General features: G+C 68.4%; 23 protein-coding genes and 1 tRNA gene. 10 read left to right on the forward strand and 14 right to left on the reverse strand.

Annotated elements, in window-relative coordinates:
- Nucleotides 1–29: 29 nt before the first annotated feature.
- The 8 genes from AB0J64_RS08715 to topA all read right to left on the reverse strand — a co-directional run bounded on the left by AB0J64_RS08715 (nt 30) and on the right by topA (nt 10,797).
- Complete coding sequence (locus AB0J64_RS08715; protein ID WP_364022824.1) at nt 30–1,019, reverse strand: permease-like cell division protein FtsX; 990 nt, start codon at nt 1,017–1,019, stop codon at nt 30–32.
- Nucleotides 1,016–1,543: a SigE family RNA polymerase sigma factor gene (locus tag AB0J64_RS08720; protein WP_345000516.1), complete on the reverse strand. Its 528-nt coding sequence runs from the start codon at nt 1,541–1,543 to the stop codon at nt 1,016–1,018. The genes AB0J64_RS08715 and AB0J64_RS08720 overlap by 4 nt, the downstream gene beginning before the upstream one ends.
- 54 nt (nt 1,544–1,597) lie before the next feature.
- Nucleotides 1,598–2,407, reverse strand: a complete 810-nt coding sequence (locus AB0J64_RS08725; RefSeq protein ID WP_364022827.1) for a permease-like cell division protein FtsX — start codon at nt 2,405–2,407, stop codon at nt 1,598–1,600.
- Between the two features lie 141 nt (nt 2,408–2,548).
- Complete coding sequence (locus AB0J64_RS08730; RefSeq protein ID WP_364022830.1) at nt 2,549–3,721, reverse strand: DNA polymerase III subunit delta'; 1,173 nt, start codon at nt 3,719–3,721, stop codon at nt 2,549–2,551.
- A gap of 186 nt (nt 3,722–3,907) precedes the next feature.
- Nucleotides 3,908–5,995 carry a dTMP kinase gene (gene tmk, locus AB0J64_RS08735; protein WP_364022832.1) on the reverse strand — a complete coding sequence of 696 codons (2,088 nt, stop codon included), beginning with the start codon at nt 5,993–5,995 and terminating at the stop codon, nt 3,908–3,910.
- Nucleotides 5,996–6,127: 132 nt separating this feature from the next.
- Nucleotides 6,128–6,673 (reverse strand): helix-turn-helix domain-containing protein, encoded by a 546-nt coding sequence (locus AB0J64_RS08740; protein ID WP_364022835.1) that lies wholly within the window; start codon nt 6,671–6,673, stop codon nt 6,128–6,130.
- Nucleotides 6,674–6,747: 74 nt separating this feature from the next.
- The gene (locus AB0J64_RS08745) at nt 6,748–7,959 is read right to left on the reverse strand and encodes a metallophosphoesterase (RefSeq protein WP_364022838.1); all 1,212 of its coding nucleotides are present in this window, start codon (nt 7,957–7,959) and stop codon (nt 6,748–6,750) included.
- A 153-nt stretch (nt 7,960–8,112) separates the two neighbouring features.
- Nucleotides 8,113–10,797 carry a type I DNA topoisomerase gene (gene topA, locus AB0J64_RS08750; protein ID WP_364022841.1) on the reverse strand — a complete coding sequence of 895 codons (2,685 nt, stop codon included), beginning with the start codon at nt 10,795–10,797 and terminating at the stop codon, nt 8,113–8,115.
- A gap of 191 nt (nt 10,798–10,988) precedes the next feature.
- On the opposite strand from topA, the gene AB0J64_RS08755 reads away from it, so the two are divergent.
- The gene (locus tag AB0J64_RS08755) at nt 10,989–11,174 is read left to right on the forward strand and encodes a DUF5703 family protein (RefSeq protein ID WP_345000499.1); all 186 of its coding nucleotides are present in this window, start codon (nt 10,989–10,991) and stop codon (nt 11,172–11,174) included.
- 119 nt (nt 11,175–11,293) lie between these two features.
- Here the strand turns inward: AB0J64_RS08755 and AB0J64_RS08760 are convergent, their stop codons facing one another.
- Entirely contained in the window at nt 11,294–13,270 is a 1,977-nt protein-coding gene (locus tag AB0J64_RS08760; protein ID WP_364022845.1) for a chaplin family protein, read from the reverse strand.
- Between the two features lie 224 nt (nt 13,271–13,494).
- Nucleotides 13,495–14,172, reverse strand: a complete 678-nt coding sequence (locus AB0J64_RS08765) for a hypothetical protein (protein WP_364022848.1) — start codon at nt 14,170–14,172, stop codon at nt 13,495–13,497.
- Nucleotides 14,173–14,525: 353 nt separating this feature from the next.
- Between AB0J64_RS08765 and AB0J64_RS08770 the strand changes: the two genes are divergently transcribed.
- Nucleotides 14,526–14,611: transfer RNA gene (locus tag AB0J64_RS08770), tRNA-Leu, on the forward strand.
- Nucleotides 14,612–14,711: 100 nt separating this feature from the next.
- On the opposite strand, the gene AB0J64_RS08775 is transcribed toward AB0J64_RS08770, so the two are convergent.
- Nucleotides 14,712–15,983: a tyrosine-type recombinase/integrase gene (locus AB0J64_RS08775; protein ID WP_364022851.1), complete on the reverse strand. Its 1,272-nt coding sequence runs from the start codon at nt 15,981–15,983 to the stop codon at nt 14,712–14,714.
- Entirely contained in the window at nt 15,980–16,681 is a 702-nt protein-coding gene (locus tag AB0J64_RS08780) for a helix-turn-helix transcriptional regulator (RefSeq protein WP_364022854.1), read from the reverse strand. The genes AB0J64_RS08775 and AB0J64_RS08780 overlap by 4 nt, the downstream gene beginning before the upstream one ends.
- Nucleotides 16,682–16,787: 106 nt before the next feature.
- Here AB0J64_RS08780 and AB0J64_RS08785 point away from each other — a divergent pair, with 106 nt between their 5' ends.
- The 5 genes from AB0J64_RS08785 (at nt 16,788) to AB0J64_RS08805 (ending at nt 21,838) form a co-directional block, all read left to right on the forward strand.
- The gene (locus AB0J64_RS08785; protein WP_364022857.1) at nt 16,788–17,006 is read left to right on the forward strand and encodes a helix-turn-helix domain-containing protein; all 219 of its coding nucleotides are present in this window, start codon (nt 16,788–16,790) and stop codon (nt 17,004–17,006) included.
- A 247-nt stretch (nt 17,007–17,253) separates the two neighbouring features.
- A complete protein-coding gene (locus AB0J64_RS08790) occupies nt 17,254–18,474 on the forward strand; it encodes a hypothetical protein (RefSeq protein ID WP_364022860.1) in 1,221 nt (406 codons plus the stop codon).
- Nucleotides 18,475–19,045: 571 nt separating this feature from the next.
- The gene (locus tag AB0J64_RS08795; RefSeq protein ID WP_364022863.1) at nt 19,046–19,537 is read left to right on the forward strand and encodes a hypothetical protein; all 492 of its coding nucleotides are present in this window, start codon (nt 19,046–19,048) and stop codon (nt 19,535–19,537) included.
- On the forward strand, nt 19,524–21,011 hold the full coding sequence (locus AB0J64_RS08800; protein WP_364022866.1) for a terminase family protein: 1,488 nt from the start codon (nt 19,524–19,526) through the stop codon (nt 21,009–21,011). Before AB0J64_RS08795 ends, AB0J64_RS08800 begins: the two co-directional genes overlap by 14 nt.
- Nucleotides 21,012–21,070: 59 nt before the next feature.
- On the forward strand, nt 21,071–21,838 hold the full coding sequence (locus AB0J64_RS08805) for a hypothetical protein (protein WP_364022869.1): 768 nt from the start codon (nt 21,071–21,073) through the stop codon (nt 21,836–21,838).
- A 98-nt stretch (nt 21,839–21,936) separates the two neighbouring features.
- On the opposite strand, the gene AB0J64_RS08810 is transcribed toward AB0J64_RS08805, so the two are convergent.
- Both AB0J64_RS08810 and AB0J64_RS08815 read right to left on the reverse strand, forming a co-directional pair.
- Nucleotides 21,937–22,587: a hypothetical protein gene (locus AB0J64_RS08810; protein ID WP_364022872.1), complete on the reverse strand. Its 651-nt coding sequence runs from the start codon at nt 22,585–22,587 to the stop codon at nt 21,937–21,939.
- Nucleotides 22,584–22,802: a hypothetical protein gene (locus AB0J64_RS08815; protein WP_364022875.1), complete on the reverse strand. Its 219-nt coding sequence runs from the start codon at nt 22,800–22,802 to the stop codon at nt 22,584–22,586. Before AB0J64_RS08815 ends, AB0J64_RS08810 begins: the two co-directional genes overlap by 4 nt.
- A 178-nt stretch (nt 22,803–22,980) precedes the next feature.
- Here AB0J64_RS08815 and AB0J64_RS08820 point away from each other — a divergent pair, with 178 nt between their 5' ends.
- From AB0J64_RS08820 to AB0J64_RS08830, 3 genes are read left to right on the forward strand one after another with little or no spacing between them, the layout of a single operon-like run.
- Nucleotides 22,981–23,205: a hypothetical protein gene (locus AB0J64_RS08820; RefSeq protein WP_364022878.1), complete on the forward strand. Its 225-nt coding sequence runs from the start codon at nt 22,981–22,983 to the stop codon at nt 23,203–23,205.
- Nucleotides 23,183–23,701 carry a DUF6879 family protein gene (locus AB0J64_RS08825; protein WP_364022881.1) on the forward strand — a complete coding sequence of 173 codons (519 nt, stop codon included), beginning with the start codon at nt 23,183–23,185 and terminating at the stop codon, nt 23,699–23,701. Before AB0J64_RS08820 ends, AB0J64_RS08825 begins: the two co-directional genes overlap by 23 nt.
- A 6-nt stretch (nt 23,702–23,707) precedes the next feature.
- Nucleotides 23,708–24,568, forward strand: coding sequence for a helix-turn-helix transcriptional regulator (locus tag AB0J64_RS08830; RefSeq protein ID WP_364022884.1), 861 nt, complete (start codon nt 23,708–23,710; stop codon nt 24,566–24,568).
- Nucleotides 24,569–24,594 lie beyond the last annotated feature (26 nt).

Raw genomic sequence — 24,594 nt, forward strand, 5'->3', positions numbered from 1 at the left:
CGCGGGCGGAGAGTGAGGGGGGAGCCGGATCACTTGCCTACTGGGCACGCCTCCCTATCCGACAGCAACAGCCCATAGGCGGTGCTCAACATGGCGCTGTCGGTCATACATGGGGCGTAGAGGGCCTGACTCACCCCCCGCTGCCGCCTCAGCTTGAGGACCACCGGGACCCATTCCGCCTCGGGCTTCATCGTCACTCTGAACGATTCCGGCATGTCCGTCACCTTGGTGGCCTCGATGAGCGCCTTGTTGTCCCGGTACAGGCGCCGGAACTTCTCGTACGCCGTCGCCCGGTCCTCGAAGACGACCTCCTGAACCCCAGGCATGGCCGTGATCATCTTCTCGATGGCCTTCTTCTGGGCGGCCGTCGCCGCCTTACCGGCACACGCCGGAATTTCGGACCCCTTGCTGCAGAGGAACGCGCTGATCAGCGGCTTCGACGACTCCGCCTCGGGAGGAGCCTGCTCCATGACGCCCAGCACTCCGGGCACGCCCCGAAGCGCCTCCTCCACTACCCGCGTTCTGGCCCCCTTCTTGAGCTTCAGCCTGAACGACGTCGGCAGATCGGTGACCTTGACCGCGTCCAGCACCGCCTTGTTGTGCGCGAAAGCGGCCCGGAAATTCTTGTAGGCGGCCTCTTGACCTACGAAGGACATCTCTTCTAGCTGTGGCAGCTCCTCCAGCTTCCGCTTGACCGCCTCCGTCTCTTCACGGCTGACGTCGCGTCCCTGGCACTCCTTCGGTCTCGACTTCGTACACAGGAAGACGGCCACCTCCGTGCTCTCAACAGGCCCCGGGCCGGCCACCACCGCACGGTTCTCGTCGCCCGAACCGACAAGCCACACGGCCGTCGCCGCCCCCGCGAGCACCACGACCGCCGCCGCCGCCGTCACCAGCCGGAAGTCCGCCCGGAACCGCCGCCCCTGCGGCTCCCGCAACGGCCTCAGCGCGCTGGTGTCCACTGTCGCCCCCGCCTCGACGAGGGCCTCGCGCAGTCTGTCCTCCACGCGGCTGGTCATGAGTCCTCCCCAAGCACCCGGCCGAGGGCCGCCAGCCCTCGTGCGATCGTGGACCTGACCGTGCTGGCGCCGATCCCCATGGTGTCGGCGATCTCCTGGTCGGACAGGTCGAAGTAGTAGCGCAGCGTGAGCGCCTCGCGCTGCCTGCGCGGCAGGTCGCGCAGGGCCAGCAGCACCTCGCGGTGCTCCTCGCCCATGAGCGCGGCGCTCTCCGCCGACCAGACAGGCGGCTCGTACGGCACCGCGCGCCGGAACACCGTCGCCCGCCTGCGCAGCACGGACCGGCATCCGTTGAGCACCGCGGATCGGACGTAGGCCAGCGCCTTGTCGGCGTCGCGCAACCGGCCGCGGCCCGCGTGGGTGCGCGCGAACGCCTCCTGCACCACGTCCTCGGCGCTGGCCCTGTCGCCGACCATGATCAGGGCCAGCCTGACGAGGCCCACGTGGTGCTCGGCGAAGATCGACGCCACGTCGACCCGCCGCCGCGCCAGGGCCTCTTGTTGGGTGAGTAGTTCGACTTCCACGTATCAGAGACGCCCCGCAGCCTCATCTGCTGCTCGCGTCACCCGACCGATCTGTCAACGCGGTGCGCAGACCTTGCTCTCAGGCAGGTCACCGCGTCCGTACTCGACGTCCACCTTGAGCTTGGCGTCCATACATCTCTGGTTGAACACCTGGCTCACCCCGCGCAGCCGCGCCAGCCTGCGGCTCACGGCATTCCAGTCGTCCTCGGGCCGCAACTTCAGTCGGTACGACTCCGGCATGTCCGAGAGCAGGGTGGCGTCGATGAGGGCCTCGTTGTCGGCGTAGAGCTCGCGGAAGTTCCGGTACGCCGTCGCCTGATCCTCGTAAACGTACGACTCGACCGCCGGCGTCCGTTTGATCGCCGCGACGATCGCCTTCCTCTCCTTGGGCGTCACCACTTTGCCGTTCGCCTTGCCACGGCCTGACAAGCAGGGCCGCATGGCCGAATCTTTCGTGCACAGGAAGACGCCGGCGTCCCATTCCGACGTACGGTGCGGATCGTCATAGATCTCGGCGAGGTCGATGGCCATGTCCACCCCCGGCCGCCGTGCCACCGCGATTCTCGCTCTGTCCCGGTCAGCCCCCTGTTTCACTTTCAACCGGAACGACTCCGGCAGGTCCTTCGCCCGCACGGCCTTGAGCAACGTCTTGTTGGATGCGAAATCCTGGCGGAAGTTCTCGTACGCGCCGGGCCGATCGACGAACTGGACGTCGCTCAGCTCCGGCATGCCCTCCAGGAACGTCCGCAGCGCCCGCTTCTGCTTCTCGGTGACGCCTCGCTTGTGACAGCCGTAGGCGGCCGGCGTGCAGAGGAAGACGACGATCTCCCACTGATCGCTCGCGCTGACCTCCGAGGAGGGCACCGGATCGAGCGTGGCAGCCCGGGCGGCCCCCTGCCCGGTGAGAAGCGACGCCCCGACAACTACCGACCATAACGCCCGAGCGCGCACGGAACCCCCTCAGGAATGCGATCAACCCGGGCAGCCTAGCGCTCCAGGCGCGGCTCAGGAGCGCAGCGCCAGCATCATCGCCTCAACGGCCATCTGCGGATTGACGCTCACCGCCAGCCGTTCCCGGCACTGCATGATCGCGTCGATGCGCCGCAGGGTCTCCTCCGGCGTGGACGCCTTGGCCAGCTGGTCGAGGTCGAAACGGAGGTCGTCGTTGGCCAGCTCGACGCCGGCCCCGAACTGCATGGCCAGCACGTCCCGATAGAACGACACCAGCTCCAGCAGCGCCGAGTCCAGCGAATCGCGCTTGATCCGCGTGGCCCGCGACTTCTGCCGGTCCTCCAGCTCCTTCAAGGCCCCGGCCCCACCGCGTACCAGTCCTCGGTTGAGCCCCTTGCCCGTGGACCCTTCGCCGTAGAGCTTGCGCAGCTCGGCGGTCTCGCTCTCGTTGAGCACGGCCGTGGCCGCGGCGGCCTCCTCCTCGGCCGTCTTCACCAGCCGCTCGGCCGCCGAGACGCACTCTCCCACCCCGGTCAGCGAGCGGGGAATGCTCAGCACCGCCTCACGACGCCGCCTGACGCCCTCGTCGAGCGCCAGCGCCCGCGCCCTGCTGATGTGCCCCTGAGCGGCCCTCGCGGCGAACCTGGCCACCTCCGGCGGCACGCTGTCACGCGTGGCCAGCACGTGGGCGACGGCCTCCGCGGCGGGGGTGGTCAGGTTGACCACCCGGCAGCGCGACCTGATGGTGATCATCATGTCGTCCGGAGCCGGCGCGCACAGCAGCCACACCGTACGGGGCGGCGGCTCCTCGATGGCCTTGAGCAGGGCGTTCGCTGCCGACTCCGTGGCCCGGTCGGCGTCCTCGAACAGGATGACCCGCCACCGCCCCTGCGTCGGCGCCCCGGCCGCCCGCAGGATGAGCTCCCGGGTCTGCTTGACGCTGTAGGACAGGCCCTGGGGGCGTACGGACTCGAGGTCGGGGTGCGAGCCGATGAACACCTGGTGGCACTGGTCGCAGTGGCCGCAACCCCCGTCGGGGCAGAGCAGCGCCGCGGCGAAGGCGCGGGCGGCGTCCTCCCGGCCCGAGCCCGGCGGCCCGGTGAACAGCCACGCGTGGGTCATGCCCGCGCCGCGCCCGCCCTCGACGACCTCCCTGGCCGCCGCCGCGGCCCGCGACAGCACGGCCACCGCCTGGTCCTGCCCGATGAGGTCGTCGAAAACTGCCACGACGTAAGGCTAGCCGCATGCGACGGCCCCACGCCCCCTCAGGCACACTCCGCACGACGGCACCGCCGCGGCGCCCTCCTCCGAAGGCCCTCTGCCGAAGCGCAGCGCGCCCGTGCCGGTGTGGGTGTGCGCAGGCGGTGCCGCCGGAGCCCGCCAGGTACACCTGGCGCGGGCGCCGCAGGCAGGTCAGTCGCGCCGGCGTGTGGAGAACATGGTGTCGGTGATGGCGGGCATCGTGCCCGTGGCATCCTCCGACTCCTCCGGCACCGGGTCCGGCAGGATCTCGCGGATCCGGTCCTGGATCTGATGAGTGATCACCTCGGGCGGCAGCGTGCCGTCCACCACGAGATAACGCTCGGGCGCCGCCGCGGCCAGCGCGCGGAACTCCTTGCGCACCCGCTCGTGGAACTCCAGCGGCTCCGACTCGATCCGGTCGGCGGCCCCGCCGAGCCGGGTCAGCCCCACCTGGGGTGGCGTGTCGATGAGCACGGTCAGATGCGGCACCAGCCCGCCGGTGGCCCAAGCGTTGATCTTGGACACGTCCTTGGGGTCGAGCGCCCGCCCCGCCCCCTGGTAGGCCAGCGACGAGTCCACGTAGCGGTCGGTGATCACGAGCGAGCCCCGGTAGAGCGCGGGACGGATCACCTTCTCCACGTGCTCGGCGCGATCGGCGGCGTAGAGCAGCGCCTCGGACCGCGCCGACAGCCCGCGCTCGGCCGCGTCGAGCAGGATCGCCCGCAGCCGCATCCCCACCTTGGTCGAGCCCGGCTCGCGCGTCTGCACCACGTCGTAGCCCTGGTCGCGCAACCAGATGGCGATCAGCCGCGACTGGGTCGTCTTGCCCGACCCCTCGCCGCCCTCGAACGCCAGGAACAGCCCGGGCACGTGCTCGGCCGCCTCCGCCGGGAACCGCTCGCCCCGCACCGTCGCGATCAGGTCGGCCGACAGGGAGATGCCCTTCCTGTCGTCCATGTGCCGCAGCGCCAGGATGCCCACGACCATCGCGAGCGCCCCGCCGATCACCAGCACCAGGTTGGAGCCGTCGAACCGGTAGGCGAACTCGCCCATGCGCAGCACGTGCACGCCGAAGATCGCCGCCAGCGGGTTGGCCACGGCGACCACCAGCAGCAACGTCACCCGCGCCGTCGACTGCAGGAACGAGAACGTACGGCCGCGCAGCCCGTCCTCGACCTCGAGTCCGATCAACGTGTAGCCGATGATCCAGGCGATGCCCGCGCACGCTCCCAGCAGCACGGTCAGCATGACCACGATCACCAGGTTGTGCACCAGCGCGGTGGCCACGAGCACCAGCCCCGCGACCGTGATGGCCAGGCCGAACAGCCGCCGCCGCGACAGCTCGCGGAGCAGCCTGAGCCCGAAGAACATGCCCAGCGCCATACCGAAGAACACCGCGCCGAACACCACGCCGTAGGCCGCGTCGCCGCCGCCGAGCGCCCCCACGTAGATCTTCGCGACCCCGACCACGGCCCCGCCCGCGGCGAACGCCCCCAGCATGCCGATGATCAGCCCGCGCACCAGCCGGTTGCCGCCGACGTAGCGCCAGCCCTCGCCGATCTGCTTGAGGACGGAAGGCGTGGAGATCGCGCCGTCGCGCTTGGGGATGTCACGCAGCGTGAAGATCAGGAAGGCCGAGACGAGGTAGGCGCAGGCGTTGACGATCAGCGCCAGCCCGGTGGCGGCCGTGCCGGACGCGAACGGCGTCAGGCCCCCGAACGCGTCGCCCACCACGGACAGCGCCGCGAACAGCAGCGCCGCGACCGGCGCGGTGCCGTACGTGACCAGCAGGTTGAGCCGGTTGGCCGACTCCAGCTGGTCCTTGGGCACCAGGTTGGGGACGGTGGCCTCCTTGGCCGGGACCCAGAACAGGTTGACGCACTCGACCAGGATGGTCGCGATGATCACCCACTGATAGCCGATCACCCACTGGAAGCTGAGGATCAGCGGGATCGACAGCACCACGGCGAACCTGACCAGATCGGCCACGAACATCGTCAGCCGCCGGTCGAACCGGTCGGCGAACACGCCCGCGAGCGGCCCGAGCAGCACCGCAGGCAGCATCTTGGCGACGAACACGCCGCCGACGGCGAGCGACTGCACGCGGTAGTCGCCCTGCGTGATGTTGGCGGCCAGGGCCGTCAGGGCCAGGATGTTGAGCCAGTCGCCCAGACTGCAGACCGACATGGCCGTCCACAGCCGTCTGAACGGCGCATTGGCCAGCACATGGGTGGGTTGGCGTCGGCCAAAGGCAGTCATGATTTCAGCGTATCCAGGAAGTGGGCGGACAACAGACGAGCCGGATATTCCGGGCTGGCTCGTGGCCGAGGGTATTACGTCCGCGGGCTCTCGCGCAGGTTTCACACCTCGAACAGGCCCATGGAAATGGCATCAATTCAGCACTCCTGCCTCACGCCGGGCCTCGTCCACCAATGGCCCCCACTCGGCGCGGATCTCCGCGGGCAGCTCCAGCTCGTCCCACAGCTCGACGAGCAGCACCCCGTCCACGTGGTCGAGCAGCTCCTGAGGCTCGCCTTCGCACAGCAGGAGGGTGTAGGCGGCCCGGCGCGCGTCCCGGTCGGTCAGGTCGTACGGCCGGCCCCGGAGCCGGACGACGCCCAGCGCGGCCCCGACCGGCAGCCGCCGCAACCGGCTCGGCACGTGGAACGTCCGGCCCTCGCTCACCCGAGCCGCGAACTCGACCTTCGCCTCCAGTGCCAGCCGGAACCCCGCCGCGTCGAGAATGCGCCCCGCGGTCTCGAGCGTCGGCGACTTCCTGCCGTGCTCGTAGGCCGAGAGCGTGGTCCTCGACGTGCCGCTCACGCTGGCCAGGGCCCGCTGGTTCATGCTCGCCGCATGCCTGGCCTGCCTGAACAGCAGCCCGCCCCGCTCGGCCCAGAAGGCGGCGTGTGCCGCCTCCATCGGCGAAGAGACCATGCCCACCTCCGAGAAGTATCCGGTCGGATACTCTACGCCACGATGACCGTCTGTGGCTACCGGATCGCGGAAAGTCAGGCTCGCAACTCCAGCATCGTGATCTCCGGCGGCGCCCCGACGCGTACGGGCGGGCCCCAGAACCCCGCGCCCCTGGTGACGTAGACCTGTACCCCGTCGACCGTGGCCAGGCCGGAGACCACGGGCTGCTGCAGCCCCACCACCAGGTTGAACGGCGCGATCTGCCCGCCGTGCGTGTGCCCGGACAGCTGCAGGTCGACGCCGTGGCGGGCGGCCTGTTCGACCTGGATCGGCTGGTGCGCGAGCAGCACGGTGGACCGGCTGGTGTCCCGGCCGCCCAGCGCCTTGTCGAAGTCGGGGCCGTCGCCCGCGGATTCGCCGTTGAGGTCGTTGACCCCGGCGAGGTCGAGCACGGCGCCCTGGTGTCTGATCTCCACGCGCTCGTTCCGCAGCGAGCGTACGCCGAGTTGGTCGAGCTCCTCGATCCACTCCATGGGCCCGCTGGGGGCGAAGTACTCGTGGTTGCCGGTCACGAAATATGCCCCGTAGCGGGACTCCAGGCTCTTCAGCGGCTGTGCCAGCGCCCCCAGCTGGGCGACCGACCCGTCCACCAGGTCGCCCACGATCGCCACCACGTCGGCCTCGAGACCGTTGATCATGCGGACGATCCGCTCCGTGTGCCCCAGGCCCGTCAGCGGCCCCAGGTGGATGTCGCTCACCACGGCGAACCGCAGGCCGCTGAGCCGCGCGTCCAGCTTCGGCAGCGCCACCTTCACGCGTTCGATCACAGGGTCGCCGAGTGCGCTCGTCATGCCGTACCCGACCGTGCCCAACGCTCCCACGCCCGCGACGGTCGCGGTGGCCCGCCCGAGGAAGAGCCTCCTGCTCATCGGCGGCGCCTCAGGCGCGGGCTCGGGAACCGCCGGGGCGCCGCCCGCCATGACCGGCACGGGCTCCGGCTCGGGCGCCGCCCGCCGCTCGGCCCTGCGCACGAAGAACGCGGCCACCGCCCGCGGCACCTCCAGCACCACGAGGAAGACCAGCAAGTAGAACATCAGGGCCAGCCAGACGTATCCCGGCCAGGCCAGCCAGTGGCCGAACTCCAGCCGGCTGCCCAGGAACGTCGCCACGACCAGGGCGGCCAGACCCACCACGCCCCAGCTCAGCACCTTGCGGAGGCGCCCAGGGCCGGTCGTGGAGCGCACCATCCGATGCCACAGATAAAAGTGCGCAAGCAGGACCAAGCCCGCGAACACCAACACGATCACATCATTGATGCTACTTCCGGCGGCAGCGTCCGGCGGCCCCCGGAAGTCACAAGCTACCTGCGGCAGGACCCGCGACTCAGGAAGCAGCGGCCTCCCTATGGCTGGACCCGCGACTCCGGAAGCGGCGGCCTCCCGGAAGTCGCGGACCGTGCGCTACGGCTTGGCCGCCGGCTTCTTCGCCGCGGGCTTCTTCGCCGGCGCCTTCCTGGCAGTGGTCTTCTTCGGCGCCGGCGCCCGCTCACGCCGCTCGGCCAGCAGCTCGGCCGCCCGCTCGATCGTGATGTCCTCGACCGTGTCGCCCTTGCGCAGCGACGCGTTCGTCTCGCCGTCGGTCACGTAGGGGCCGAACCGCCCCTCCTTCACCACCACGGGCTTCTTGGAGTTGGGGTCGTCGCCCAGCTCGCGCAGCGGCGCCGCGGCGGCGGCCCGCCGCCCGCGCGTCTTGGGCTGCGCGAACAGCTCCTTGGCCTGCTCGATCGTGACGGTCAGCAGGTCTTCTTCCGAGGCCAGCGACCGGGAGTCCGTCCCCTTCTTCAGGTACGGGCCGAACTTCCCGTTGTACGCCACGACCTCCTCGCCCTCCAGCTCGCCCACGAGCCTGGGGATCGCCAGCAGCTTGAGCGCGTCCTCCAGCGTGATGGTGTCCAGCGACATCGTCTTGAACAGCGAGCTGGTGCGCGGCTTGGGCGCGTCAGCCTTCTTCGTCCGCTTCTTCGGCGCCTCGTCCTCCGGCGCCTCGGGCAGGATCTCCGTGACGTAGGGCCCGTACCGGCCGTCCTTGGCCACGATCGTGTGGCCGGTCACCGGGTCCTGCCCCAGCTGCCGGTCGCCCGTCGGCCGCGAGAACAGCTCCTCGGCCTTCTCCGCCGTCAGCTCGTCGGGCGTCATGTCCTCGGGCACGTTGACCCGCGCGCCGTCCCTGTCGAGGTACGGGCCGTATCGTCCGACCCGCAGCACGATGTCCGTGCCCTTGACCGGGAAGGAGCTGATCTCCTTGGCGTCGATCTCGCCGAGGTCGGTGACCATCTCCTTCAGGCCCTCGTCGCCGTCGGCGCCGTAGTAGAAGCGCTGCAGCTCCGGCACCCGCTCCGCCCGGTCGTTGGCGATGTCGTCGAGGACCTTCTCCATCTCGGCCGTGAAGTCGTAGTCGACCAGGTTGCCGAAATGCTGCTCGAGCAGGTTGACCACGGCGAACGCCAGGAAGGACGGCACCAGCGCCGTGCCCTTCTTGAACACGTAGCCGCGGTCGAGGATGGTCCCGATGATCGAGGCGTACGTCGAGGGCCGCCCGATCTCCCGGTCCTCCAGCTCCTTGACCAGCGACGCCTCGGTGTAACGCGCGGGCGGCTTGGTGGAGTGGCCCGCCACGTCGAGCCTGGTCATGCTGAGCGCGTCGCCTTCGGCCAGGTTGGGCAGCCGCTTCTCCGAGTCGTCGCGGTCGGTCGAGGGATCGTCGGCCCCCTCGACGTATGCCTTGAGGAACCCGTAGAAGGTGATCGTCCGTCCGGAGGCGCTGAACTCGACGTCCTCGCCCGCGGACGACCTGCCGGCCACCTTGACCGTGATCGACTCGCCGACCGCGTCCTTCATCTGCGAGGACACCGTCCGCTGCCAGATCAGCTCGTACAGGCGGAACATGTCGCCGGACAGCCCGGTCTCGCCCGGCGTGCGGAACTCCTCGCCCGACGGCCGGATCGCCTCGTGCGCCTCCTGCGCGCTCTTCACCTTGCTGCTGTAGACACGCGGCTTGTCGGGCACGTACGCGGCGCCGTACAGCTTGATCGCCTGCGACCGCGCGGCCGCCACGGCGGTCTCCGACAGCGTGATGCTGTCGGTACGCATGTAGGTGATGAAGCCGTTCTCATAGAGCCGCTGCGCCACCTGCATCGTGTATTTCGCGGAGAACCCCAGCTTCCGGCTGGCCTCCTGCTGCAATGTGGTCGTCCGGAACGGCGCATACGGCTTGCGCGTGTACGGCTTCCGCTCGACGGACTTGACCGCGAACGACGAACCCCTGAGCCTGCCGGCCAGCTCTCCCGCGGCGACCTCGGAAAGGTGGAGGACGTCGGCGTTCTTGAGCTGTCCCGTGCTGGCGAAGTCGCGGCCCTGCGCCACCCGCTTGCCGTTCACCCCGGTCAGCGTCGCCGTGAAGTCGCGCGGCCGCTCCTCGGTCTTGTTGGTGTCGAAGAGCGCCTGCAGGTCCCAGTAATGGGCAGGCGTGAACGCCATGCGCTCGCGCTCCCGCTCCACCACCAGCCTCGTCGCCACCGACTGCACGCGACCGGCCGACAGCCGGGGCTTGACCTTCTTCCACAGGACCGGGCTGACCTCGTAGCCGTAGAGGCGGTCGAGGATGCGCCGCGTCTCCTGGGCGTCCACGAGGCGGAGGTTGAGGTCGCGCGGGTTGGCCACGGCGTCCCGGATGGCCTGCGGGGTGATCTCGTGGAACACCATGCGGTGCACGGGGACCTTGGGCTTGAGCACCTCGCGCAGGTGCCAGGCGATGGCCTCGCCCTCGCGGTCCTCGTCAGTGGCCAGATAGAGCTCGTCAGCGTCCTTCAGCAACTGCCGCAGCTTGTTGACCTGCGACCGTTTGTCGGGGTTGACGACGTACAGCGGCTCGAACTCGTGCTCGACGTTGACCCCGAGCCGCGCCCACGGAGCGCCCTTGTACTTCTCGGGAATGTCGTCGGCCTTCTCCGGCAGGTCGCGGATGTGACCGATGCTCGATTCGACGATGTAGCCGCGCCCGAGGTACCCCGCGATCGTCTTCGCCTTGGCCGGCGACTCGACGATGACCAGGCGTGTTCCGCCGGCGCTGCCGTTGTTGGCTGGCACGCTGCTTCCTACCTCGCTGTTCGCTTGCAAATCCCCCTGCCGGGAGTCGGCACAGACTGAAAGGTAACCCGACTCGCGGAAATTTCCTTCCCCCGCGGGCTACCCACTACCTTCCGGGTCCACCCACAAGCACGCAGAATAAGGCCCATCGAGCGGCATGGCGCCCTGACTCACCCTGGAGACTAATCGTTGTGCTCGACTACTCCTACATGGATATCTTCATTCCACGCGATCTCACTCGTGAAGCAGCACGTCAGCTGCTGACCGAACACGCAGAGTACGGCAAGTGGGAGCTTGCCCGCGTCCGCGTGCACCCCGACGGGAGCCGTCACGTACGGCTACGTCGCAAGGTCATGCGGGTACGCAGCACGCTCTGAACGTGGGTATGGCTTTGCCCGTCCCAGGCCGCGCCCCCGGAACGGGCAAAGCGTCTATCGCCGGCTACTCACAGGCTGTGAGCAGTTGCCGCACCTTGTATTCGTACTGTCTGATTCCCTTACTTGCGGCCGAACCGGAACCGGCGGGCGGTCCCGAACAGCGCGGCCGAGGCGGCGAACATCGAGCCGAGCATGAGGGCCAGCAGGGAGTTCGAGTTCATCCCCGTGAGGCCGGCGGGCTGCTCGGCGCTCATCAGGCTGCCGACCGGCAGGCCGTGGGCGGCCGAGGTGACCACGCCGCCGGCCGGGGTGGAGGCCACCAGGTCGGTCGCCGGGCTGAGCACGGACACGGGGCCGGCCGGGGCGGCGGGGCGGCGGGCGCCGTCAGCCGGGCCGGCGACGCGGGTCTTCTTCGCGTGGGCCGGGGCTTGAGCCTGGGCCGGGGCCTGCGCCTGGGCGGGCAGGCCGGGCAGCTCGGGCAGCTGCGGCAGGCCGAACGTGCCGGCGACGTCCTCGACCAGCGGGAGCGAGGTCACGCCCAGCTGCTGCGGGACCCCGCCGACGCCGTGCACCTTCTGGGTGACCCCGGCGACGTCCTGCATGCCGCTCATGGCCGGGACGGCGGGGAGCATGGGCAGCAGCCCACGCTTGGCCTCCTTGGTCGCGGCGACGCCGGCGAAGTGGCCGTACCCGGGCCCCGGCTTGCCGACGTTGGCCCCGCCGAGGCACCCGGCCGCGGCGTCGCCCAGCACGGCGACCGCGTTGCCGCAGACGTTGACGGGAACGGCGATCGGCGCGATGACCTGGTTGCCGGCGAGCACGCCTCCGCGACCGGAGGTGTGGTTTCCGCCACCACCGGTGCTGTTGACCTTGGCGCCGCCCTTGCAGTGGGCTTCGGACCTGCCGAGCACCGCGGCCGCGTTGCCACAGATGTTGATGGGAGCGGTGATCGGCGCGATCACCTGGTTGCCGCTCAGCACGCCGCCCCGGCCGGACGTGTAGTTGCCGCCCGCGCCCTTGCCGCCGTTCGTCACGCGCGCGCCGCCCTTGCAGCCGGCGAACGCGTGGCCGAGCACGGCCACCGCGTTGCCGCAGATGTTGATCGGAGCGGTGATCGGCGCGACCACCTGGTTGCCGCTCAGCACGCCGCCCCGGCCCGAGGTGACGTTGCCGCCCGCACCGGAGCCGCCGCCGCTGTTCTCGACCTTCGCGCCGCCCTTGCATCCGGCGGAGCCGTTTCCGACGGCGTTGCCGCAGACCGTCACCGGCACGCTGATCGGAGCGATGACCTGGTTGCCGCTGCCGACCCCGTAGCGCCCGTCGGTGTCGTTGCCGGTCGAGCCCGCGACCTTGTGGTAGCCGTGCGAGCCGCCGTTGTTGGTGACGCTCGAGCCGCCCTTGCAGCCCGCGAACGCCCGGCCGACCACCGCCACCGCGTTGCCGCAGATGTTCACCGGCGCGGAGATGGGGGCGATGACCTGGTTGCCGCCGAGCACGCTGCCCCTGCCCGAAGTGCGGTTGCCACCGGCGCCCACCCCGGTGTTGTGGACGCTGGCGCCGCCCTTGCAGCCGGCCACGGCGCCGCCGAAGATCGCCACCGCGTTGCCGCAGGCGTTGATGGGGGCGGAGATCGGCGCGGTGATCTGGTTGCCGCCGAGCACGCTGCCGTCGCCGGAGGTGCGGTTGCCGCCGGCGCCGCCCTTGCCCTGGTTGCGAACCGTGGCGCCGCCCTTGCAGCCCGCGTCGGACCTGCCGATCAGCGAGATGGCGTTGCCGCAGGCGTTGATGGGGGCGCTGATGGGCGCGTTCACCTGGTTGCCGCCGAGCACGCTGCCGTCGCCCGAGGTCCGGTTGGAGGAGTTGCCGCCCTTGTTGACGACCGTCGCGCCGCCCTGCGAGGAGGCCTCGGACGAGCCGACCGCGCCGACGGAGTTGCCGCTGATGTCGATGGGGAGCGAGATCGGCAGGTTGACCTGGTTGCCGCCGCCGACGGACCCGTCGCCCGAGGTGTCGGCCAGGGCGGTGCCGCTGCCGAAGGACATGACGGCCACCGCGAGGAGGGCCGCAGGAGTAGATGCCTTTGCCCACGTACGCATGATGAATGCTCCTAGTGGTCTTCTTGGGGGGATACCTGAACACGGTTCGCGGGCAGCCGAGGCCGTACGAGATTTCGCGCACAGCGGAGACCTCGATCAACTTCACGAACCAGCTGAACTGACGTGTTTCACCCGCTGGCGAAGGGGTGTCAGACCACGCTCCGCCGCATTACTTCGTGATTCGTGGCCGGCTGTGAAGAAGACCGGCACCAGAGGGGCGGGGATCAGTCAGGCGAGAAGGAGGGGTCGTCCGCCGCTGTGCGGACGACAGGGGGAAGCTCACGCGCCAGGAGGGCGCGCCGAGCCTGCGGCCGCGGGTCGAACACGGACCTCGCGACGTCCCCCGCAGCGGCCCCGAACAGGCCGCCGGCACCGCCGTTGGGCACCAGACCATTGGTGTCCAGGATCTTTCCGGCGGTGGATGGTGCTGGCAGGCCAGGATCCTGCTGGCTGTTGAGCCCGTCGACCGTACGCCCGGCCATGGCCTCGGCGTTGTCGGACTCCGAGACACGGTCCGGGCTGGTGAGGGAGTGAAGCGCCGCGGCGTCACTCACCGCTGTTTTGGCCGCCGCCATCGCCGGGGCATTCGCCGCAGTTTCGGCAGTGGCCTCGGCTTCGGCGGTTGCCGTAGTCGCGGCAGTCGCCGTAGCGTCGGCGGTCGCCGTAGCTTCGGCGGCGGCCGGGTCGGCGGTGAGCATGCCGAACACGACAGCGAGCAGCCATCCGGCGGCTACCAGGGAGCCGACCGTGACCGCCCGCGTGACGAGCCGACGGGCACCGGCCGCGAACCGCGCCATCCGGTCAACCCGATCGGTGGTCGCGCCCTGTGCCGGGTCGGCCACGGGCAGGCGATGCGCACCGAGGGCCATCGCCCTCAGCCGCCGCACCACCGCTCGTGCCACGTGACCTCCCGAAATTCCAGAACCGGCCTCACATCATGAGGCCGGTCCGTGGACTCACCCCTCAACGGTCCGTAACCGTAGCAGCACCCAAGGTTGCCGCAAGGGCTTTTCACTTGAGAGCCAGAAATTCACCAACTCCCCTGAGTGCAAACCGCCCCCAACTGCCCCAACACCCTCTGCCGTACACCAGCCAGACGTCAGCCGTACGCCACCGAAGCCCCATGCGGAGGCCTCACCGACCCCGTTCCTGACTCACTTCGAGGGCCCGGAGGATTCTTGGTATGACGCACCCCTCAGAGTTTGCTAACCTTACTGAGCCGACGCGGGATGACGGTCCCGCGTGCAGGCACCAAGTCCGGGTGGCGGAATAGGCAGACGCGCTAGCTTGAGGTGCTAGTGCCCAGTGATGGGCATGGGGGTTCAAGTCCCCCCTCGGACACCCAGGAGACCCCGAGTTTGTGCAGGTCACAGGCTCGGGGCTTTCTTATTTTCGCCACCAGAACGAGCCGTGATACTGCTCTGATACTTCCCGGCTTTGATCAGCCGTTGCCGCCCATGATCGCGGCGAACCTCTCGACGGCTTCACGCTGGATCGTCGGGAGACAGTGCGAGTAGATGTCGAGCGTGATGCTCACCGTCGAGTGCCCGAGCCGCTCGCTCACGATCTTCGGGTTCACGCCGGCAATCAGCATGATCGTGGCGTGCGTGTGGCGGAGGTCGTGGAGCCGGATGTCGGGCGGCGGCTCGATCCCCTGCTTGGCCAGTTCCCTACGGCAACGGGCGAGATGCTCCTTGAACGTGCGGCTGAACCGCTCCGGGTGCCGCCATACGCCCTCATGGTCACCGAACACGAGAGCGTCGCCTTGGGCGAGCTTGAGGGCCAGACCCCCGCGCTCCTTCTTGTGCTGGCGGAGGAGCGCCACCGTCGCGGGGTCGAGGTCGATCACACGGGCCTTGCAGCTCTTAGTGGTGCCCTCCTGGATCTTCTTCCCCTCCCCCTTCACCCTGATCAGCCCGACCGACCGCCGAACGCTCATCTTGCCCTTGTCGAGGTCGAGGTCCCGCCAGCGGAGCGCCAGGAGTTCGCCGCGTCGGATGCCCGTATAGGCCAGCACGAGCCACGCACTGTGGAGGGCGCTGTTCTGCCGTGACCAGTCGAGGAAGGTCCGGAGCTGCTCGTCGTTCCACGGGTGCATCTCCGGGGCCTTGGCCTCCTTCGCGGTCGGCGGCTTGGCCTTGTCGGCGGAGTTCTTGGCGAGAAGGGCAGGCTCGGCATCCACGGCGGCCTGAAGCGCCGACCGCAGGATGGTGTGGATGTAACGGACCGTACGGGCGGACAGACCCTCGCCGATCAGCTCTCCCTTGCCGTCGCGCATGCCCTCCTTCTCCAACATCACGTACAGCGCCGTGATCTTCGCGGAGGTGAGGGAAGCCAGGGGGATGCTGCCGATGTACGGCTTGAGGTGCAGCCGGATGTTCTTCTTGTACGAGGCGACGGTGCTGTCAGCCTTGCGCAGGCCGTTCGCCCAGTCGTCGAGGTAGCCGCCCGTGGTCTGCTTGGACGGCTCGATGAACTCGCCCTTGTCCACCTTGGACAGGGCCTCACGCACGGCCTTCTGAGCCGCCGCCCTCGTCGTCCACGGCCTGCCCTCATCGTCTCGACGACGCAGCACGGGCTTCTTGGTCCCGTCCGGCTGAGGAACCATGAACTTGATTCCGAACTGCGTCTTGCCGTTGGCAAGCTTGTACTCGAAGACGCCGCCCTCGCCGGGGGACCTCCGCCGGGGCTTCTTCTCGTCTTTACTGCTCACTCGTTCTCCTCGGGGTCGAGCGCCTGAAGCGCCTGCGGGTGGCGAATGACGCCTGTTGCGCGGATCTCCTCCGCCCAATCGGAGGTGTAGGCAGGCACAGAAATGCCCGCCCTGATCATCTGGTCGAGGACCTTTGCAAGCTCGACGAAGGCTGCGGCCCGGGACTCGGCATCCTTCCGCGCTCTGACGACTCCCTCCGCGTCACGCAGCGAGCGGTACAGCTCGACGGGATAAACGACCTCCCGCCACGCCTCGAAACGATCCTTGCCCGTCTTGGCGATCGTGGAGAAGTCAGCGCGCGCCTGCCCGTCTTCTTGCATGTGACCGGGGGGCTCCTCCCCCATCGCCCACCTCCACGCCGCGTAGGGGTTCAGCCCCCCCTTCCAGTGAGGCGGCGTCAGTGCAGGCTTTGGACCTTCCAGGGGGAAGAGCAGGAGAAGGGGCGGAACCGCGAGGGCGTAGGCGATGACGAGCAGTTCGTCCACGCTGATCTCACGTCGCCGGACCCCGGTCTTCGGGTTCTTCCGGCCGGTCTCGATGTTGGTCAGCGCGGCGAAGGTCAGTTGGGGAGCACCCAACTTCGCGCACTCCTCCGCGAGCTGCTCTCGGGTGATGCCGAGCCGGTCTCTGTGGACCTGGACCTGCCGACCCACAACATCGCTGGGGGTTCGGTCTCCATCGTCGATCTTGTTGTGCATATCGACAAGTATATTCGTCGTGTTGCCGAATGTCACTAGATGTCCCTAAGATCGACGCGGTGTTGTTCGTTGATATGCGCATCGCTCTGTGCAAATCGACAAGGAGGTGAAGTTGAAGACCGCTACCGATTCCGACCCGTTCGACGGTCGTCTGTTCGCGACGGTCCCCGAAACGGCTGGCCTGTTCGGGGCGGACGAACGAACCGTTCGTCGCGCGATCAAAGACGGCCAGATCCCCGCCGTCCAGGTTGGCGCTACTTACCGCGTACCCGTGGCCTGGCTCCGTGCGCAGGCGCTCGTGGACCTTGACGGGAGCGCCGCCTGATGATGCACCCCACCAAAGTGTGCGGCCCCGGGAGCACCACCTCCCAGGGCCGTCAGCATGTCGATGCACCTACCAAGTCCAACGACTACTCCACGGTAGCGCGCCGCATGGCGTCACACCGCGTAGCCCCTCTGGTCTGCGGTCACCGTGACCCCCTCGACTGTCTCGCGACTTCTGCCGCCCCCAGCTCGTTCGGCCTCAGCCGCGCCGAGTTGGTCGCCGAGATCCAGCGTTGCCAATCGTCCGGGTGGCAGACGTGGGAACTGGTCGAGAGGTTCCTCAGCGCGGTAGCAGAGGAGGTGGCGTGAACCCGTTGGACAGTGTGTTCAGCGCCCCACCGTTCTGCACTCAGTGTCAGGAGGTGGCCGTCTACTGCCAGTGTGACGCGCAAACGGACGCAGAGGAGGCCGCCCAGCAGGACCCTCCGGACGAGGACCCGCCCATCTCGTCCACGTGGCGTCCCGTTGACCTCGCTGCCGTTCTGAGCGGGTCTTACGAGCCGCCGCGCCCCACAGTCGGGAAGCGTGACGACGAGGTTGGTCTCTTCTACCCGGGACGTGGCCACGTGATCGCCTCCGAGTCCGAAGCGGGCAAGACCTGGCTTCAGCTCTCGGCGCACGCCGATGAGATCCGCGCCGGCCAGGCAACGGTCTTCATCGACTTCGAGGACGACGAGGGGGGCGTGGTCGGCAGGCTGCTCACCCTAGGTCTGACGGCGGAGGACATCAGGGCTCGCTTCATCTACATCCGGCCCGAAGAGCCCATCACCCTCCACGCGCGTTCGATGCTCGTGCAAGTGCTCGGCGACCTTCACCCCACGCTGGTCACGCTCGACGGCGTGACCGAAGCCATGACCATGCACGGCCTCAACCCGCTCGACAATAAGGACATCGCCCGGTTCGGGCGCATGCTCGTCCGGCCCCTAACCGAAGCAGGACCAGCGGTCGTCAGCCTTGACCACGTCGTCAAGGACAGGGAGGGACGAGGCCGCTACGCCCTCGGCGGCGTCCACAAGCTGAACGGCCTCAACGGGGCCATGTACACGCTGGAGAACCGCAAGCCCTTCGGCGTGGGAGTAACCGGCCGAAGCGGCATCTACATCAGCAAGGACCGTCCCGGGCAGCTCCGGAGGCATTCCCTGCCGTCCTCCGATGGTCGCCGTTGGTTCGGCGACCTTGTGGTCACCTCCCACGCCGAATCCTTCGTCGAGGTCAGCATCGAGCCACCCGCAAGCGACCGCACTGACAAGTTCCGACCCACCAACCTCATGCGGAAGGTGTCCGACGCCCTCGCACGTGCAGGCCAACCGCTCAGCAAGCGTGACATCGAGACCCGCGTACAAGGCAAGGCCGAACACGTACGCGCCGCTGTCGCCTGCCTCATCGACGAGGGATTCGTCCACGTCACGCCGAAAGGCAACGCACAGATGCACGACCTCATCAAGGCATTCAACGAGGAGGAGAGGTGACCTTCAGCCCGTCAGGCGCGATCTCGTCCCGCCAGGCCAAGATCAAGGACGAGAGTTTCCCTCGTCCCGTCTCGTCCCTCGATCTCCCTCCGGGAGACCAACACACAGGTAAGGAGAGTCGAACTCTCGTCCCGAGTCTCGTCCCCACTCGTCTGAACCCGGGTCTCGTCTCTCGTCTCCCCCTTTATAGGGGGGACGAGAGACGACGGGACAAGAGGCTGCACCGTTCTGTCCTCGCTGCCTCCGCGATCGGCAGAAATGCCGCGCGCGCGAGGCGCTCCGATGCCCTTGATACCGGCGCGAAGTATCACGGCTGGTTCGCTGCGCTGGGAATGCCAGCGTTTCGCCAGGTCAACGCCATGCCTGTCGGGGACTACATGTCCCCCACCGTGCTCCGGAGGTACTCCATGGTCCTCGACGAGAGCGGCCTACCGGCTGAGGCTGAGGCCCTTCGTAGGGCGTTGACGTGGTTCTTGGCCGCCTATGAGCCGCCCGGCCGTCGTCGTGCCGTGCTCGTGCCGCTGAGGCGTGTGGACGCCGTGTCGCGGCTCGACGTGGGACCGGGGGCGGCATGAGTGAGATGTCAGAGCGCGGGCGGGTGTGGGTTCCAGAGTTCCCCGGGCAGCGTCCGCCGTTTCAGCCCGGTCACGAGCTGAGCATGCGGCATGGGGCCTACTCGCCTCGCCGCGTTGACCCGCTGGCGGTCGAGCTGGTCGAGGGTGTGCTTGCCGACGACGCGGTGTCGTTCCTCCGTCAGTCCGCGTACCGCTCCGCGCTGTGGGCGTGGGGGCGAGCGGAGGCCAGGGTCCAACTCCTCGCGGAGCACCTGGCCGACCACGAGGGGGACGGATGCCGCTCGTGCCCGGATTGCGCGCGCTGGGACGAGCAGCTCCGCAAGTGGGAGAGCGCGGCGGCCACTCAGCGAGCGCGGTTGGGGCTCGACCCGCTGTCCCGCGCGCGGTTGGGGCGTGATGTGGCCGCCGCGTCGGTGGACGTGGCGCGGCTGATGGCTGGGCTCGACGACGGCCAGGACGACGAGGAGGTACGACATGACGCGGGTTGATCGGGAGACGCTCAAGGTCGCGCGGCGTGACCCGCAAGTGTTCGCGCGGGTGCTGGTCGGTGCGGAGTTGTGGCCTCATCAGCGCAAGGTGGCGCGCTCGACGGCGCGGTACCGGGCGATCTGCGCGGGCCGTCAGGTGGGCAAGTCGCGGCTCCTGGCCGTGCTCTGCCTGCACCAGGCGTTCTCGACGCCGGGTAGCCGAGTGCTGGTCGTGAGCGCGGGTGAGGTGGCCGCTCAGCGGCTCCTCGACGAGGTGTCCACCCTGGCGACCTCCTCGCCGCTGCTGGCCGGCTCGGTGCTCGACGAGACCAAGTCGCAGGTCACCTTGTCGAACGGCTCCACCATCATGAGCGTGCCCGCCTCGCAGCGGCAGATCCGGGGATGGGCCGTTGACCTCCTCGTGCTCGACGAGGCGGGGTTCATCGACCCGGACATCTGGCGGGCGGCAGAGCCAGTGATCATCGCCCGACCCGGGTCGCGAGTGATCCTGTGCTCCTCGCCGTGGGGGACGGCCGACCACTTCTTCCGGGTGCTGTGGTCGCGCGGGATGGACGCCCCTGACGAGATGTACGCCTCGTGGCACTGGCCCTCCAGCACGAGCCCGCTGGTGGATCAGAGGCTGCTCGACGAGATCCGCGCTCGGGAGGGAGATGACTACTTCGAGCGCGAGTACCTGGCGAAGTGGACCGACGAGGCGGGGGCGTACTTCACCGTCGAGGAGATCGAGAGCGCTACGGCGGACTATCGCCTGTTGCCGCCCGACGAGGTGGGGCAGGTGACCCGCAACGCGCGGCCCTACGTCGTGGCGGCCGGCGTGGACTGGGGCGTGAGCCGCGATGCCAACGCCTTGTGCTTGGTGGCCCCGCTCGACGACAAGGGGTTGAACGACCCGAAGGACGGGCTGCGCTACTTCGTGCCGTGGCTGGAGTACGCCTACCGCTGCCCCTACGGGGAGTGGATCGAGCGGATCTGCACGGTCGGGCGGGCCTACGGTCTGCACGTGGTCGCGTCGGAGATCAACGGCGTGGGGGCATATCCGACCGAGCAGCTTCGCGAGCGCCTGGCCGTCGTGGGAGCCGTCTACGGCGTGGCCGGCGTCTGGACCGACAACCGCCGTAAGCAGGCGGGTTTCGGCAAGCTCAAGGTGATGTTGCAGCGCGGTCAGCTCGTGCTGCCGCGCGTGCCTGAGCTGCTCAAGCAGCTTCGCAGCCTGGAGTTCGAGCAGATGCCGGGCGGGTCCCTGCGCATCGAGGTCCCGGCGCGCGCCGGACATGACGATCTCGTGCTCGCTCTCATGCAGGCGATCTCCTGCGTCAGGCCCATGCCCGGCCAGGCGGGGCGGCGGGTCGCCGACGTGGACCACACCATGACGCGGCTGGGGGTGCGGGTGCCGGTGGACGCCTGGCCGCTGGCCTGGCACACGGCCTCCTACACCTGGCCTGCCGGGTCGCAGGCCGACAACACCGCATGGTGAGCCGCCTAAAACGCGGTGGCCAGCCAATTGAGCAACGTACGAATGAGAAGGAGAAGACCATGGCCATCCCCATGGACATCCAGTTCCGCAAGACCGACCTTGACGCCCTGCCGGTGAAGGTCACCGCCGTCCGCAACGGCCTCGTGACGGCTCTCGGCATGACGTCACGTGACGCCCGCTACTCCATCGAGCACCGGGGGAAGCTGGCCGAGAAGCTCCGCGAGGAGGCCACGGCCCAGCTCGACCAGATCGAGCGCGAGGCCGACCGCGCCGTGCAGGACATCACGACCTGGCTCGACAAGCAGCCTTCCACGCCGGGCGACCCGCAGCGGGAGCTGCTCGACGAGGTCAAGCGCCAGAGCGCGTGGTCGCGCGCCAAGGCGCTGCTCGACAAGGGCATGGACGTCCGCACCCTGATCAAGGACGCGGCAGCGAGCAAGGACGTTGCGACCCTGACCGCGCTCCGCACCGAATGGCCCACCTACGTTCGCACCGGAACCGACCGCGAATTCCACCCCCGCGTCGCGGCGGAGATCATCGACGGCATCGAGCGCGGCCTTGCCGATGCCCTCTCTGGCGACCAGGGCGCGGCGGCTCGACTGAGGATCAAGACCGATGAGTCACGAGAGGTCGTGAAGCGTGCCCTGTCGGAGGAGCGGAACCACATCCAGCGACTCACCGACAACCCCGCAGGAGAACTGCACAGGAACGAGCGGCTGGCCGACGTGGAGGCCAACTCCACCGGGATGGCGATCATTAATGGCCAGCTCGTGAAGACCGGTGGCCGGTCGGGCGGCGAGTTCCCCGGCGGTCACACCGCGCGGTAGTGGTGGAAGGTGGCCCCGCCCACGCCCTCCTTGTATGTCATGCGCGGGGCCACCAGCTCGGCTCGCCGCCTGGTGACGCAGTGACGAGTCGAGCGGCTTCAGGGGATCGGCTCCGGCTGCATGCCGTCCAACCGGACGACCATTTGCAGGGCAAGACAGGATGCATGACGGGCGAACTCGTCGAACCCGACGTAGATGTTGTGCCCGGTGTGGATCGCGGTACCGCCCGGACCTGGGGTGAAGGTGTCGGCCAGGACTCCTACCGGTTCGGCGCTGGCGGCGGTGTAGACCGCTGAGGACTTGCGGAGCTGGGGACAGTAGGCCAGCGACTCGGGAATGCATGCGGGACATGTAGGCGGGGCGTTGGTAAGCCCGCTGTCTTGGCTCATCGCACGGAACGCGGTCTCGGTGATCACCCACCACATGCGCCCGGTTCTGGGGTCCCTGCCGGTCTTCCCGCAGACCTGACACAGGCCACGAAGCATGGCCAGCCACTGACGTCTGACGTTCAGCATCCGCCACAGCGGTTGGCCACGACGGTTCTGGCGAATGCGGGCACGAAGTATCCCGCACGTCCAATCGGACGGGCGCGGATCGGGATATGTGAGCCGGACGTCCCCAAAGGAGTGCCGCTTGGCGAACAAGAGGCGGTGTTCGATGGCTTCTCCGGACCACGCAATGACGTACGGGACGCGCAGCGGCGCGAGGCTCTCGGCAGCGATGTCCTCTGATCGTTGCAGGGCGGTCATTGAGGAGTCTCCGCCTCCCGCCAGGTGTGAACCACGCTCTTGGCCATCGCCAACAGCGCAAGCCGCCGAGGGGTGTCCGCCTCGATGAGGTCACCAGACGCGCGGTGCCTGCCGTGCAACATGTCGCCGACTCGCCACGTGTCGAACTCCAGGAGCATCGGGGCCGACGTGGCGTTGCGCTCGCGTTCCAGATGAGAACCGTGTTCGGAGGGCATGACCGCGACGGTAAGAACGCGTGATACCGCACCTCAACGAGGTTGCTCATCTTTGACAGAGGGCGAAATAAGGAGGCCGATCTAGAAGACGCGCGGCAATCTCTGGCAAACATCTTGAGTCGGGTCATCCCTGCACGCAAACTCAAGCACAGCATGTCCAATCCCGTAGGAGGACCTCATGGCACTGCGATTCCTCGGTAAGGACCCCGACAGCCCCGACGGCGACTCGCCCACTGTCTGGGAGGACGGTGACGACTACATCCTCCAAGGCTTCGTCATCACGGAGCCAGCCGTCCTCGATCAGGTTGGCGACCTGCCAAAGGGAGAGACGGTGATCCGCTTCCCGAAGCGCATGATGCAGTTCTTCCCGGAGGTAGCCGGTGCCAGCCGGACGGACGCTTGAACAGTTCCTCGCCGACTGCCAGCACTCCGCCGTGCACCTTGAGATGCGCGACGCGTACACCCTGAACGATTCCAAGTTCGATGCATGGAAGGCGGGCCACCGCATCGATCTCGACGACCGTTCTTCATGGTGGCGTCCGTGGCTCCAGAACATCGTGAACGCGGTTGCTCGCGGTGTGGAAGTACGACGGGCGCGGATCGTCTCCGAGCCCGTCAGCAGCTACATCAGGTACGAGTACGACATCACCGTGCCTAACCTCCGGGCCGGCGAGCAGGTTCGTTGGCTCCCTCGTCGTAGGGCGACCGACCTGGCCTTGCCAGGCAACGACTTCTGGTTGTTCGACGGCACTACCCTGCTCATTCACCATTTCAGCGGCGAGGGCGACAAGGTGGACAGCGAAATCATCACCGACCAGGCGGTGACCAAGCTGTGTGCCGAGGCGTTCGAGGCCGTCTGGCAACGCGCCGTTCCCCACGAGGACTACCGGCCCGTCTGACAGTCCATGACCACGCTTCCCTCGTCCAGTGCCCAACAAGCGCTCGAAGTGATGGGTGCTCGTCTCCGGAGCATCCGACGCGAGGCCAGCCTGTCCGGTCGCGATCTCGCGCGACTGGCGGGCTGGCACTCGTCGAAGGTCAGCCGTATCGAACATGCCCAGCGCACCCCTTCCCCCGCCGATGTCCGCGCCTGGTGCCGCCACTGCGGGGTGCCGGAACAAGCGCCTGACCTGGTGGCGTCCCTTGAGGCGATCGAGGGGATGTTCGTCGAGTGGCGGCACATGGAACGCACCGGGCTGAAGAAGGCTCAGGAGGCGGTCGTGCCTCGATGGGAGAGGACGCGCCACTTCCGCATTTACTCCTCCAAGCTCATCCCCGGGCCGCTGCAAACCCGTGCTTACATCTCCGCGATCCTCACCGCCCTCATGCGCCGTCGCGGACTGCCGAACGATGTAGAGGAAGCGGTTCAGGTGCGCGTGGACAAGCAACACGTTCTCCACGATGGCGATCATCGGTTCGCGGTCATCTTGGAGGAGAGCGTGCTACGCGCCCCGATCGGAGGTGCCGAGGTCATGGCTGGGCAACTGGGCCACCTACTCACCGTGAGCGCCCTGCCCTCGATGTCGCTGGGCATCATCCCTCTCGACGCCGACCGATCCACCATGTGGCCGGCTGAGGGGTTCTTCATGTTCGACGACGCCGAGGTCACCGTCGAGCTTGTCTCCGGCCACCTGACGATCACGCAACCCCACGAGGTCGCCCTGTATGCCGGCGCCTTCAAGGAACTCGCCGCTCTGGCGGTGTACGGCAAAGCCGCCCGCGCCTTGATCACCGCTGCGATTCAAGCGCTGGACAGGGACGCCTGATCCACGTCTTCGATGTCCGCTGATTA

The sequence above is a fragment of the Nonomuraea sp. NPDC049695 genome (assembly GCF_040674955.1).
GTDB classification, from domain to species: domain Bacteria; phylum Actinomycetota; class Actinomycetes; order Streptosporangiales; family Streptosporangiaceae; genus Nonomuraea; species Nonomuraea helvata.